Source organism: Rikenella sp. (assembly GCF_056799795.1).
The window spans coordinates 1-13,735 of sequence record NZ_JBQIQO010000012.1 but is presented as its reverse complement, the minus strand read 5'-3'; the positions used below and the strand labels follow the sequence as shown (position 1 = coordinate 13,735).

Annotated in this window: 9 protein-coding genes; 3 read left to right on the top strand and 6 right to left on the bottom strand. The window is 58.9% G+C overall.

Annotated elements, in window-relative coordinates:
• Window positions 1-4: 4 nt before the first annotated feature.
• The 6 genes from ACTO3O_RS04550 to rpe all read right to left on the bottom strand — a co-directional run bounded on the left by ACTO3O_RS04550 (window position 5) and on the right by rpe (window position 8,186).
• Complete coding sequence (locus tag ACTO3O_RS04550) at window positions 5-535, bottom strand: OmpH/Skp family outer membrane protein (protein WP_297830304.1); 531 nt, start codon at window positions 533-535, stop codon at window positions 5-7.
• Window positions 536-602: 67 nt separating this feature from the next.
• Complete coding sequence (locus tag ACTO3O_RS04545) at window positions 603-3,200, bottom strand: BamA/OMP85 family outer membrane protein (RefSeq protein ID WP_297830307.1); 2,598 nt, start codon at window positions 3,198-3,200, stop codon at window positions 603-605.
• Between the two features lie 76 nt (window positions 3,201-3,276).
• Window positions 3,277-4,017, bottom strand: coding sequence for a polyprenyl diphosphate synthase (uppS, locus tag ACTO3O_RS04540; RefSeq protein WP_297830309.1), 741 nt, complete (start codon window positions 4,015-4,017; stop codon window positions 3,277-3,279).
• A 179-nt stretch (window positions 4,018-4,196) separates the two neighbouring features.
• Complete coding sequence (gene rlmB / locus ACTO3O_RS04535; RefSeq protein WP_298081071.1) at window positions 4,197-5,144, bottom strand: 23S rRNA (guanosine(2251)-2'-O)-methyltransferase RlmB; 948 nt, start codon at window positions 5,142-5,144, stop codon at window positions 4,197-4,199.
• Window positions 5,131-7,104, bottom strand: coding sequence for an ABC-F family ATP-binding cassette domain-containing protein (locus tag ACTO3O_RS04530; protein WP_297627328.1), 1,974 nt, complete (start codon window positions 7,102-7,104; stop codon window positions 5,131-5,133). Before ACTO3O_RS04530 ends, rlmB begins: the two co-directional genes overlap by 14 nt.
• Window positions 7,105-7,535: 431 nt before the next feature.
• Complete coding sequence (rpe, locus tag ACTO3O_RS04525) at window positions 7,536-8,186, bottom strand: ribulose-phosphate 3-epimerase (protein WP_297627330.1); 651 nt, start codon at window positions 8,184-8,186, stop codon at window positions 7,536-7,538.
• 88 nt (window positions 8,187-8,274) lie between these two features.
• Between rpe and ACTO3O_RS04520 the strand changes: the two genes are divergently transcribed.
• From ACTO3O_RS04520 to pssA, 3 genes are all read left to right on the top strand, one after another.
• Window positions 8,275-9,978, top strand: a complete 1,704-nt coding sequence (locus ACTO3O_RS04520; protein WP_297830313.1) for a hypothetical protein — start codon at window positions 8,275-8,277, stop codon at window positions 9,976-9,978.
• Window positions 9,979-9,985: 7 nt separating this feature from the next.
• The gene (locus ACTO3O_RS04515; RefSeq protein ID WP_297830316.1) at window positions 9,986-11,908 is read left to right on the top strand and encodes a RecQ family ATP-dependent DNA helicase; all 1,923 of its coding nucleotides are present in this window, start codon (window positions 9,986-9,988) and stop codon (window positions 11,906-11,908) included.
• 550 nt (window positions 11,909-12,458) lie between these two features.
• Window positions 12,459-13,163: a CDP-diacylglycerol--serine O-phosphatidyltransferase gene (gene pssA, locus ACTO3O_RS04510; protein WP_297830318.1), complete on the top strand. Its 705-nt coding sequence runs from the start codon at window positions 12,459-12,461 to the stop codon at window positions 13,161-13,163.
• Window positions 13,164-13,735 lie beyond the last annotated feature (572 nt).

Here is a 13,735-nt window from a genome sequence, read left to right as displayed (position 1 = left end):
CCGATTATTTCGTAATCCCGAGCGATTTTTTCACCAACGGCAGCACGTTGATCATCTCCGACTCGTTGTAGTAGGCCAACGCCCCCGCAACCAAGTCGAATACCGCCGTGAGTCCCTGTTCTTTACCCACTTTCACCACCGCAGCCTGTGCTTTTTCCATCACCGGACGGAACAGTTCCATCTGTTTCTCATTGAGTTCCTGCTGAGCCGACTGCTGGAACTCTTCCAAACGGGTCTGCAAATCGATCAGTTCTTTTTCTTTCTGTTTCCGGATGGTTTCGGACATGGTGCTGAGTCCGTTGGTAAACTCCGTGCTTTTCCGGTTCATCTCTTCCCGCATCGAGGTGAACTGGCTTTCGAGGTCGTTGCTGAGCTGTGCCAGCTGCACCCGCACCGAGTCGCTTTCCGGCATCGCTGCGATCAGTTCCTGCGAGTTGATGTAGCCGAACTTCTGCTGTGCATTCGCCATCCCGGTGCCGATAAACAAGAGTGCCGCCGTAGCCGCGACGAAGAGGGATTTCTTTGCAATTTTCATGGTGTGATATGTGTTATTTTGTTTTCCGATTGGTTTCTCTATGCAAACATCGTGCTTTTTTTCGAGATTAGAAAGTCTGGCCGAGCGAGAAGCTGAATTTGCTCCCTGCAGCCTTTCCGTTCGAGTCGGAGGTCTGGTCGAAGCCGTACCCCCAGTCGATCCCGAGCATCCCGAGGTAAGGCAGGAAGACTCGCAGCCCGATCCCCGCCGACCGTTTCAGGCTGAACGGTTTGAACTCTTTGAGTTCGGTGAAAGCGTTCCCCGCTTCGCCGAAAGCCAGTGCATAGACCAAAGTTCCCGCCGTCCGCACCAGCGGATAACGCACTTCGACGGTGTATTTGCTGAATATCCGGGCGTAAATCCCGTAATCCGCCATCGGAGTCAGGGCATTGTTCTTGTACCCGCGCAACCCGATGGTCTCCACCCCGTACATACTGTAGCCCGACAACCCGTCGCCCCCCATCTGGAATCCTTCGAACGGCGAGGGTTTGTTCTTGTCGTAATGTCCCAGGTATCCGAACTGCGCCCGTGCCATCAGCACCAGTTTGTTGTTGCTCGAAAGCGGCACGAACCATTGGGCATTCAGCTGCCACTTGTGGTATTCGATCCATTTGTAGCGTTCGCGGTCGGTCATGGGCTTGCTGTAGTCCTTTCCGTCGAATGCCGACCACGGCGGAGTCAGCGCCGCCGAAATATCGAATTTCGATCCCCGGGTCGGGTATTGCTGAATGTCGTCCACCGAGTTGCGCGACAATCCCAAATTGAGCGCCAGCGTGTTGCAGCTCCCGTCCTTGACGATGAAGTAGTCCCAGTTGTAGAGGTTGTAGGTCTGCATCGTCAGCCCCGCCGACAAGACGAAGTATTGGTCCGGCCAGTTGAGTCGTTTCCCGATTCCGACCGTTCCGCCGATGGTTCCGAAGTGGGCCGTCGCTTTCTGTCCCAGATGATAGGCGTTGGTCTCGCGCGAGGTGTAGAACGATACCGAGAGCGAGGTCGGTTTCCGCCCTCCGAGCCACGGTTCGATGAAGTTCACCGACAGTGCCCGATAGTAGCTCCCGTTGGTCTGCACCTGGAGTCCGATGGTCTGGTTGTCTCCCGCCGGATACGGTCGCCAGGCCTTTTTGTTGAAGAAGCTGCGCAACGAGATATTTGTGAAATTGACCGCTACGGAGGCAATAAACATCCCGGCGCCCCAACCCCCGGAGAGTTCGAGTTTGTCGTTGGGCACCTCGGTCAGCGAGTAGTTGATGTCCACCAGCTCCTGCTGTACGTTCGGATTGACGTTCGGCATCAGCGTGGCGGCGTCGAACTGTCCCATGGTCGCCAGCCGCTGGTAGGTCTGCATCAGCAAAGCCTGGCTGTAGAGTTCGCCCGGCATGGTCGAGAGTTCGCGCCGGATCACATGATCGTTCGTCCGTGTATTCCCGTCGAAGGTAACGTTCTTGATCCGGAACTGGCTCCCCTCGATAATCCGGATCTCGACGTCCACCGAGTCTCCCGGCACGACCGTCTCCACCGGATCCGCCATAAAGGCCAGATATCCCTGATCCTTATAGGTATTCGCGATCGACATGTCGGTCGGCATCTGTCCGTTGAGCCGGGTGTTCATCGTCTCGCTGTCGTACACGTCTCCCGATTTCAGGCCGATCGTCCGCGCCAAGGTCTCCGTCGGATAGAGGGTGTTGCCTAACCAGCTGATGTTCCGGTAGTGGTATTTGTTCCCCTCCTTAAGTTTGATGTAGATCCCCATCCGCTTCGGTTTGCCGGGAATGGGGTAGAGCGAGTCGGCAACGATCTCGGCATCGCGATACCCCTGCGACTTGGCGTAGTTCCGCACCTTTTCCAAATCCTCTTCGAAATCTTTTTCGTTGAATTTGGAGCTGCGGAAGATGTTGATACTCACCTTGTGTGTCTTCTTCATCGAGCGGGCCAGCTTTTTGGCCGAGAGGTGGTCGTTTCCGTCGAACTGAATCTCGCCGATCCGCACCTTGTCGCCGCGGTCGATGTTGAAGTGGACGATCACCGCCGTCTTGACCAGCGAATCCGGCGTCACCGTGTAGTCGATTTTGGCGTTCCGGAAGGCCTTTTCGTCGTAGTATTTCCGGATGAGGTTCATGCAGGTGGTCAGCAGGTAGTCCGACAGTTCGGCATTCTGCCTCAGCCGGAGCTTCTCTTCGAGGTCTTTCCGTTCGCTCCCCTTGACGCCGACGAAGTCCCAGCCGCGCACCTGCAACTTTTCACGCACGTAGAGGTCGAGATCGACCGTATCCCGGTCGCGAATCGTGGTTCCGACCTTCATATTGGCGAAGAACCGCCGGTCGAGCAATCCCCGCGTGGCGATCGTAATGGCCTCTCCCGGAATCGTGATGGTATCGCCGACCGCAATCCCGAGGTTGTCGACGATCATCTGGGGATCGACCGCCAGAGCCCCGTGCACGCGGATTTTACCAACGACATACGGTTTCGGCTGGGCTTTGAAATCGACCCGCGGCAAGGCGTCGAGCTCCCGGTCGACCGACTGGCCGAGCAGGGAGTCGTAGATCGGCATCATGGAACTCATGACCCGGAATATGGAGTCGGGAGCGGCGATCTGCTGCCCGTGGGCAATAGATACGGCTCCCGTTGTCACGATCAGTATCGTTGCGAAAATCAGTCGTCTTACCATCCTCATGCGTCTCAGTGTTCGGTCTTGTCTCTTTTGACGTGGTATATCTATAGCGGTCGGTCTGTCGCCGTTGGTTTCAGAGCCGTCCGAATCGTCGTTCTCGTTGCCGGTACGCCTCCAAAGCCCGGGTGAATTGCGCTCCGTCGAATTCCGGCCAAAGGGTGTCGGTGAAATAGAGTTCGGTGTAAGAAAGTTGCCACAGCAGGAAGTTGCTGAGGCGTTGTTCGCCGCTGGTGCGGATCAGAAGTTCCGGATCCGGCATCCCCCGGGTGGTCAGGTGCGCCGAGATCAGTTCCGGCGTAATCTCCTCCGGATTCAAGTCTCCTCGCCGGACGCATTCCCCGATTTGCCGGGTCGCCTCGGTCAGCTCCCACCGGGCGCTGTAGTTGAGTGCTACGTTGAGTGTCATCCGTAATTTGCCCTCCGGAATCTCCGCCGTCCGGGCCTTGTGGATGCTTTCCTGCAAGGTCTGCGGCAGCGACGCGAGGTCGCCGATGAAGTTCATCCGAATCCCCGCTCCGGTCAGCGTGTCGAGCTCGGAGAGAATCGCTCCGGCAATGAGTGACATGATGCCGTCCACCTCCTCCTCCGGCCGTCCCCAGTTTTCGGTCGAGAAGGCATAGATCGTGAGGTATTCGACCCCTGCTTCCGCCGCCGTCCGCACCACTTCGCGCACCGTGTCCACCCCGTGCCGATGCCCGTAGAGCCGCTCTTCGCCCTGTCCCTTCGCCCAACGACCGTTGCCGTCCATGATGATGGCGACGTGTCTCGGCGTCGGCGTTGCGGAGATGGGTATATGGTTCTCTTTCTGTGTCATAAAGCGGGTGAAAGCATATTTTCCGCATCGCGGTCACCAAGAGGAGACCGGGTGGAAAAACTTTCGGCGACGACGACCGGCGTCGGTCAATGCAATGTGCAAATATAGAATTTTATTTCGGCTTCGCGATGCTGCGAGCCCCTTTTTCCCGGAAGCGGCCTTCCGGACTCCGGACGGCGTTATTGCCGTTCGAACCGTTGCCGCTGCGCTTCGAAGAGGATAACGGCCGCCGCCGCGCTTACGTTCAGCGATTCGATCCGCCCCACGAGCGGAATGCCCGCCTCGACGTCGCACAACCGCAGCACCTCGCGCGAGATGCCTTTGTCTTCCGCCCCCATGACGATGACGGTCGGTTTCGTGAAGTCGACTTCGTAGACCAGCGTATTGCTCTTTTCCGTAGCCGCCACGCACTGCATGCCGATCCCCTTGAGCAGCGCGATGGCTCCCTTGAGCGATCCCGCCCGACAGACTGGAATCAGGGTCAGCGCTCCCGCCGAACTCTTGATCGCTTCGGCATTGACTGGGGCGGAGTTCTTGGCCGGCATGATCAAAGCCGCCGCCCCCGCACACTCCGCGCTCCGGGCGATCGCACCGAAGTTCCGGACATCGGTCACCGAGTCCATCAGCATGACTAACGGCGTTTCGCCCGCCGCGATTTTCGTTTCGAGCTCTTCGGCCAGCTCGTTGATGTCCTTATAGGAGATAGCCGCCACGACCGCCGCCACCCCCTGGTGGTTCCCGTTGCGGGTCAGCCGGTTGAGCTTTTCGACCGGTACCTCCTGAATATGGATGCCCGCCTCCAGCGCCTGTTCCCGCAGGGCGTTCGCCGCGCCGACATGCGCCCGCTCCCCCGCCGCGAGCGTCTCGCCTGCCGTCTTTCGGAAGTAGATTTTTTCGATCTCCGTCCCCGCTTCGATCGCCTCGCGCACCGGATGGATGCCGAAAATCACGTTTTCCGGCGCCTTCCGTTCCGCCTTTTTGTCGAATGCGGGTTTGGATTTGTCGCTCCGCTTGCGCTCCGTGACAGGCCGCGGTCGAAAATCCTCCCCTTCGCGTTTAGGATCCGCATCTGCCGGCCGGCGGTAAAAACTCTTTTTCGTCGAAGGGTTGTCGTTATCGAATGCCATGATTTTCTAATTTTTCGGTCGTTTCGGCCCACTCCTGCATCGTGGTGTCCAGTTTGGTTTTCAGTTGGTTGTACTCTTCGAATAGGGCCATCGTATATTGTTCCGGATCCATCAGGCGCGTTTCCAGAGCCGAGGTCTGTCGCTCCAGTTCCGCAATTTCGCCCTCTAATTTGGCCACCGCGTTCCGCAGCCGTGTCACCTGCCGATCCCGCTCTTTCTTTTCGGCGTACGAGAGCTCCGGTTGTTTCTTCGGCTCCGGCTGTTTCGGCGCGGTGGGCTTGGCGGAAATCGCCGGAGTAGGGGAGGCGGAGCGTTCGATCTCGCGCATGTTTTCGATCTGCCGGGCCCTCAGGAAGTCGTAAATCCCCCCCAGATGCTCCTTGACCCGCCCGTCGCGGAATTCGTAGACTTTGCTCACCAGCCCGTCCAGAAACTCGCGGTCGTGCGAGATCACCAGCACCGTCCCGTCGTAAGCCATCAGCGCCCGCTTGAGGATATCTTTCGACCGCATGTCCATGTGGTTGGTCGGTTCGTCGAGAATCAGCAGGTTGTACGGCTCCAGCATCAGCCGGGCCATCGCCAGCCGCGACCGCTCGCCGCCGCTCAGCACCTTGACTTTCTTGTCGATCTCCTCGCCCCGGAAGAGGAAAGCCCCCAGGATATCTCTGAGCCGTGTCCGGATATCTCCCACGGCCACCCGATCCAGCGTGTCGAATACCGTGAACTCCCCGTCCATCAGGTCGTCCTGGTTCTGGGCGAAGTAGCCGATGTGCACATTATGCCCCGTTTTGGTGAAACCCTCGGTCGCGGCGATTTCGTTCAGCACCATCCGCACGAAAGTGGTCTTTCCCTCGCCGTTCCGCCCCACGAGGGCCACCTTTTCGCCTCGCTCCACTATGATATTGGCCCCCGAGAAGACATGTTTCTCCGCCTTGTCTCCCTTCGCGGGAAAGGTCATGCCGGCCTCCTTGGCCTCCACGACCACTTGTCCCGAGCGCGGAGCCGACGGAAAACGGATGTTCAGCGTGGCATTGTCTTCCTCCTCGATCTCGATCCGGTCGAGCTTTTCGAGCTGCTTGATCCGCGACTGCACCTGGTTCGACTTGGTCGGTTTGTAGCGGAATTTTTCGATGAACTCTTCCGTTTTTTCGATCATCCGCTGCTGGTTCTCGTAGGCGGCGATCTGCTGTTGCCGCCGTTCTGCGCGCAGTTCGACGTAGCGGCTGTACGACACTTTATAATCTGTCGCCCGCCCGCACGAGAGTTCGATCGTCCGGTTGGTGACGTTGTCCAGAAAGGCCCGGTCGTGCGAGATGAGGATCACCGCCCCGCCGTAATTCTGCAAATAGGTCTCCAGCCACTGAATGCTCTCGATGTCGAGGTGGTTCGTGGGTTCGTCGAGCAGGAAGAGCGTGGGCTTCTTCAGCAGCAGTTTGGCCAGCTCGATCCGCATGCGCCACCCGCCAGAGAATGTGGAGGTGGGCCGGTTGAACTCTTCGCGCTTGAACCCGAGCCCGAGCAGGGTCTTTTCCACCTCGGCATCGCGGTTGTCGCCGTCCAGCAGGTGGTACCGTTCGGTGGCTTCGTGCAGCCGGTGGAGCAGCTGTGCATACTCGTCCGATTCGTAGTCGGTGCGTGTCGATATCTCGTCCGTACAGCGGGCGATCTCGCGTTCGAGGTCGATGATCTCGGCAAAGGCCTTTCCGCACTCGGTGATGAGGTCGGTGTCGTCGGCCACGCGCATCTGTTGGGGCAGGTAGCCGACGGTGCAGTCGTCGGTCTTTGAAATCGTCCCCGAAGTCGGGGTCTGAAGGCCTGCTATAATCTTGAGTATGGTCGATTTGCCGGCTCCGTTCTTGCCAACCAGCCCGATCCGCTCTTTGGGGTTGATGAGGAACGAGACGTCGCGGAACAGGTCGCTGCCGCCGAACGAAACGGTCAAATTATCTGCGGATAACATATGATTTAACGCAATTTATATTTAGTATGCTTGATTCTTCGAGCCGGATGGAACCGTACCTTTTCTGAAGAGCCGAGCGGCGTTACGCGAGCAGAGACCGCTTGCGGGCTATGCCGAGTTAGCGCGAGGAAGCCTTCGGGCAAAAGGTACCCAAAAGACTTTTAGCTAGCTACGCTACGCCTCAGGCTCCGCAGTCCTCAGTCTTCGTGAGTCTGTCGGGCTGGGTTTTCGGCGGGGCGCTATAATGCGAGTATTACCCCAATGCGCCCACGCCGGAAAACCACAGCCCAGCGAACAAACCGAGATTTGGGCTGCCGGCAGCTTTAGGATGCGTGAGCATCCTCTAAAGTTTTTCTGGTTCTCTTTGTTCACAAAGAGAACAGTTGAATACGGTCGCTAAGAGCGGAAATACAAATAAATTGTACTTTGAATTATGCTTCAATCAGTTGTTGGATAGCCGCCACCGGATCCTCCGCCCCGAAGACCGCATTTCCCGCCACCAGGACATCCGCCCCCGCCGCGAACAGCTGAGCCGCATTTTCCGCATTCACCCCCCCGTCCACCTGGATCAGCGCCGTGCTGTTTTTTCTCAGGAGCAAGTCTTTCATTCGGCCGATCTTGTCCAGCGCCGAAGCGATGAACCGCTGCCCGCCGAAACCCGGATTGACGCTCATGATCAGGATCATGTCCGCCATCTCCGCCACCTCCTCCACCGCACACACCGGCGTATGCGGATTCAGCGCCACCCCCGCCCGCATTCCCGCGTCGCGGATCGCCTGCAACGTCCGATGCAGATGCGTCGAAGCCTCGACATGCACCGTCAGATAGTCCGCCCCCGCCTCTCGGAAATCGGCCACATAGCGTTCCGGCTGTACGATCATCAGGTGGACGTCGAGCGTCTTGTCCGTCGCTTTCCTCAACGCCTTGACGACAGGCAGCCCGAAACTGATGTTCGGCACGAACATCCCGTCCATCACATCCAGATGGAACCATTCGGCGCGGCTGCGGTTGACCGTTTCGGCCGCCTCGCCCAGCCGAAGGAAGTCGGCAGACAAAAAAGAAGGAGATATAATGCGTGGCATTTGCTTAAAAAATACAGTCGAATGAATGCGAGAAGCAAAGGTACGATTAATTTGCGTAAATTTGTTTGGTGACAGAGGCTCGGACGATATGAAGTACAATAGGTCAGGTATAGCCCGTTGGAGGGCGTTGTTTTTGTCGTTTGCCGCGCTTCTCTTCGGGTGCGAGACGGTCGACGAGCCGTGGAGCGGCCCCTCGGGAGGCGGTACGGGCGGGAGCGACGGGCGGCTCTCGGCAGACATTCGGATCGTGGCGACCCGGAAGTCCGAGGCGACCGTTGAAGTGCTGCTGGTGCCCGGACGGAACATGCCTGCGGAACGCTACTCGTTGGGAGTCTGCTATCTGTGCGACGTCGATCCGTCGCGCCGTTTGCCGGAGTACGGCGATGGCAGCGGGCTGGAGGATCCGAGCCGGAAGAATCGGTATACCGTTTTTTGTTCCCGAGCCGAAACACAGGTGGTGATTCGGGCTTATGTCCGGACGGCGACCGGGAGGATGGCATACGGCGATTACGTGCAGGTCTTTCCGAAGGTCGACGGCGGAATATGGGCCGTGCCGGCGAAGCCGCAGTGGGCGGTTGCCGAAGACGGGCGGACAGTGGAGTTGTCCTCCTCGGTCGTGGGCGAGACGGACGGGAGCGTAAAGCGGCGCGGCTTCTGCCTGGCGAAGCCCGGAACGGCGCCCGAGCAGGCGGCCTCGCGGATATCGGTCGGAGAGACGTTCGGGGCCCGGATCGATACCTTGCGGCGGGGGATCGAGTATGCCGTGTGGGCTTATTTGGAGGACGATTGGGAACTGCGGTATGGCGATTCGACCCACGTGCGGATTCCGGCTCCGGAGCTCTTGCCCGAGGTCGAGACCGCCGGCGGGGCTACGGTATCGATCCGGCGGGTGACCGCCTCCGGACGGGTTGTCGAGACGCATGGCGCTCGGGAGGTGCGCGCCGGGATCGAATGGCGGATCGCTGAGGAGGATTTCGGTCGGAATATGACACATTGGCGGACGGTGACCCCGTCGGCGGACGGCGGATTTTCCATGGCCCGGACAGTGGATCGACCCGGACGGTGGCTCTATCGGGCTTTCGTGACGACGGAGTACGGGTGGGGCTATGGTGCGGTACGGTCGGTAGAGGTGCCGCCTTACGAGCAGTATCTGCCGACGGTGCGAACCGACTCGCGGGTCGTGAGCCATACGGCGGCGACGGCAGTCGTGGCAGGCGAGGTGCTTTCGGACGGCGGCGTGGGAATCACCGAGCGGGGGATTTGCCACGGCCCCACCTCCCGCCCCGATCTTTCCGGCAAGGAGGTCGAGGTCAGGGGCACCGTCGGCCGGATGACGGCGCGGATCGAGGGGATTCCGTTGGACAAGACCTATTGTTATCGGGCCTATGCCGAAAACGCCGCCGGGCGGGTCTACGGCGAGGTGCAGACGCTCTATATCCGGTCGAGCGACTTCCGGGTGGAGTTCCGCGACCTCGAAGCCCGGGTGGCGAGCGACGGATCGGTTACGTTTCGGGTTCGGATTGCGAACGATCGGGGACAGAAGTTTCGAGAGAGGGGTTTTTGTTGGGACTACGCTTCGTATGGGACGCCCACCGTTTCAGACCATAAGAAAGATGCCCGATCGGTGCTCGGCTCGTCGTACGAGGTTCGGGTCAGCAGCACGTATGATGTCCGCAAAGGAATGAAATATCGGGTGCGGGCCTATGTGGTGACGGAGGAGGGCGTGACGTGGTATAGCAGCGACCGGACTTACGATGCGGTTTATTTTACGGTTCCGAAAGATGACGACTAATCAGAGCATGCCGGACCCCAGGCAGATACTCGAAAAATACTGGGGCTATCAGACCTTTCGTCCCTTGCAGCGCGAGATTATCGACTCGGTGGTGGCCGGACGCGATACGGTCGCCCTGTTGCCCACCGGCGGCGGCAAGTCGCTCACCTATCAGGTGCCCGCGCTGGCCTTGCCCGGGGTGACCATCGTGATCACGCCGCTCATCGCCCTGATGAAAGACCAGGTCGACGCCCTTCGGCGGCGCGGCGTGCGGGCCGTGGCGATTCATTCCGCCATGTCGGCCCGCGAGATCGATATCGCGCTGGACAATTGCGTGTATGGCGATGTGAAGCTGCTTTACATCGCCCCGGAACGGATCGAGACGCGGATTTTCCACACCCGTGTGCGGAAGATGGAGGTCGCGTTGGTGGCGGTGGACGAAGCGCACTGTATCTCGGAGTGGGGGTATGATTTCCGCCCCTCCTATCTGCGGATCGCCCGCCTGCGGGAGTGGCTGCCGGGCGTGCCGTTTCTGGCTGTGACCGCCACGGCCACGGCGCTGGTGCTGGAGGATATCCGGCGGCATCTGGAGTTGGACGATCCGGCGGTTTTCCGGGGGGCGTTCGCACGGCCGAACATCCGGTTCGTGGTGCGGAACGGCGAGAACAAGACCGACCAGATGTTACGAGTGATCCGTCGGGTCGAGGGCTCGGGCATCGTCTATGCGCGCACGCGGAAGGCGACCGAAGAGATCGCCTCGATGCTGACCGGAGAGGGGATTGCGGCGGATTTTTACCATGCCGGTCTGGGGTTCCGGCTGCGGGCGGCGAAACAGGAGGCGTGGCTGCGGGGCGACGTGCGGGTGATCGTGGCCACCAACGCCTTCGGGATGGGGATCGACAAACCGGATGTGCGGTTCGTGATCCACGAACGGATGCCCGATTCGCTGGAGGCCTACTACCAGGAGGCGGGACGAGCCGGTCGGGACGGTTTGCCCGCTTATGCGGTGTTGCTCTACAACGGGATGGACACGACGGCGGCGCGGCGGCGCATCGAGACGACCTATCCGCCGTTGGAGACGGTGCGACAGGTCTACGAAGCGATTTTCAACCACTTACAGGTGACGGTGGGGGGCGGGAAAGAGGCGGTTTTCGATTTCGATTTGGAAGAGTTCGCGAAACGGTTCAAATTCTATTCGCTTACTGCGTTTTATGCGATTAAATTGCTGGAGCTGAACGGCTACATGACGCTGACGGACGTGCTGGATAATCCGACCCGGATCATGTTCCGCATGTCGCGCGAGGAGCTCTACAAATTGCGGGTCGATCGAACGGAGCTGGACAGCTTTCTTCGGATTCTGTTGCGGCTTTATACGGGGTTGTTTACGGAGTTCGTGGCGGTGGACGAGGCCTATCTGGCCCGGATGTCGGGGTATACGGAGGCGCGGGTGAAGGAGCTGCTTTACCAACTCTCGGTGATGCGGGTGATCCGATATATCCCTCGTCGGAGTTCGCCTCTGTTGATTTTGCACGAGGAGCGGCTGCCGGTCGGGGATGTGGCGATCGCTCCGGCGACCTATCACCGGCGGCGGGAGCTGGAGGAGTTGCGGGGCGCGGCGATGGCGGAATATGCGGAGAACGGCTCGCAGTGTCGGAGCGTGCTGTTGAGGGAGTATTTCGACGAGCCGCATCCGGAACCGTGCGGAGTTTGCGACGTTTGTTTGTCGCGGCGGGCCGACGAGATGTTCCGGGCGAGCGATGCTTTCGGTCGGATCGAGGGGGATATCGTGCGGGTGTTGGAGACGGCTCCGGCCGGCCGGTCGGTGACCTTGCGTGCTTTGTTGTCTGCGGTGGAGGGTTGTCCGACGATGGTTCTGACGATGTTGCGCCGGTTGTTGGCTTCCGGCCGGGTGCGCCAGCTGAGCGATGGCGGGATGATGTTGAACGGGTGAAGCGCATGACTTTAGTGGGTTTGCCGTGTTTTGTAGGTTTTTGCGTAAATGGGGTATTAGGTGTAGATACAGCCATTAAGACACCCAGTGGGTTCCGTTTATTCCGAGAGGCAACGCAACTGAAGACCGAGGACACGGAATGTTGCCGTGGTAGGAAATAGATCTTGCGTGCCGAACCATAAGAATACTCCAAATGTGTCTCGGGACGCAGCCGATTGGCTGTACCCGTCGTTCCCGACTCCGTATGTTACACCTTGGTCACGATCGCGGTAGCCCGGGGCGGGTGTAGCTTCCGTTTATTCCGAGAGGCAGCGCAACTGAAGACCGCTGGCACGGTGCGTCGAGTTGCTGGGGTGGAGTGCTTTCGCGTGGAAGCTCAAGTACATACCATGGATGTCACTGGCTGTAGCAGCCCAGCTATACCCGCTGTTATTGACGTACCACAGTGCGCCATCGTCGATGGTGCGGAAGCCCGGGGCGGGGAGGATGAAAAGAATATTGTGTACATTTGCCTCCGATTCGGGCCACCGTTCCCGACCCCTGAAAACAGATGAAAAAAATAATCGCATTCATACCCAACCTGCTCACACTGTGCAATCTGCTCTCAGGCTGCGCGGCAGTTTCCGTGTTGTTTCTCGAACACGATTTTCGAGCAGCATTTTGGCTCGTGATCGCAGCAGCCGTGTTCGATTTTTGCGACGGTGCCGTTGCCCGGTTGTTGCATGTCAGCTCGCCGATCGGTAAAGAGCTCGATTCGCTGGCCGATATGGTCAGTTTCGGACTCGTTCCGGCCTCTGTCGTCTATATGTTGCTGAGGCTGACGGCGAGTGCGGGCGGATGGTTGCCGTATGTCGGATTTCTGATCGCAGCCTGTTCCGCACTGCGGCTGGCCAAGTTCAATATCGACGAGCGGCAGCACGAAGAGTTTCGAGGCCTTCCGACCCCGGCCTGCGCGCTGTTTTTCGTCTCCTTGTCCCTGATGATCGGGCAGATCGGGTGGATTTCCTGTCCCGCCGTGCTCGTCGGGCTGAGCGTGGTTTTTTCAGCCCTTTTGGTCTGCGATATGCCAATGTTTTCGTTGAAATTCAAGTCATTGGCTTGGCGAGGGAATCAACTCAGATACGTTTTTCTGATTATTTCCGTTTTATTGATTGTGATTTTGCGATTGGCCGCTCCGGCCGTAATAATAGCCGGTTATATCGTGATTTCCACCATTCGGGCGATCGTTTTGAAAAAAATGTATAAAAGGCTGTAAATCATAGGCGTAGCAGTTTGTGGGAATTTTCGTACCTTTGCCCGCCGATTGGAGTGGACTTTGTCGGAAGTCGAGCGCGCGGGCAATAGGTTGGGCCGAGGCTTTGCGTATGCGGGTATATCCAGCCAGAGCATCCCGTAGGGATGCGCTCTAAAGTTTTTCTGGTTCTCTTTGTTCACAAAGAGAACAGTTCGAGGCGGGTCAAAGCTTGACCCGCGCGTCCCGCCTTAGGAGGGAAATCATCAAAGCTCGCTTGCGTGTTTTGACAAGATTTCCCCAGCGCGCACCAAGAACTGGGCCAAGCTGCTTAAGCGATACGCAGTATCGCTCCGTCCCGCCGGGGTCACCCGGACGCCGCCCGCGCAGGGCAGTTTCAGGCGGGGCAAAGCTCGGTCGCGCGCCCCGCCTAAAGGAGCGATTCAGCGATTTCGGCGATAGCCGAATAATAGGTGAATCGCGCAGGCGCGCGAAAAACTCGACCGTGTGCGAAAACTCCGTCGCCCGACCGCCTAAAAGGGGATTTCACTCGTTTTGCGGTGAGCAAAATCGAGATGAAATCCCAGCGGGCGACG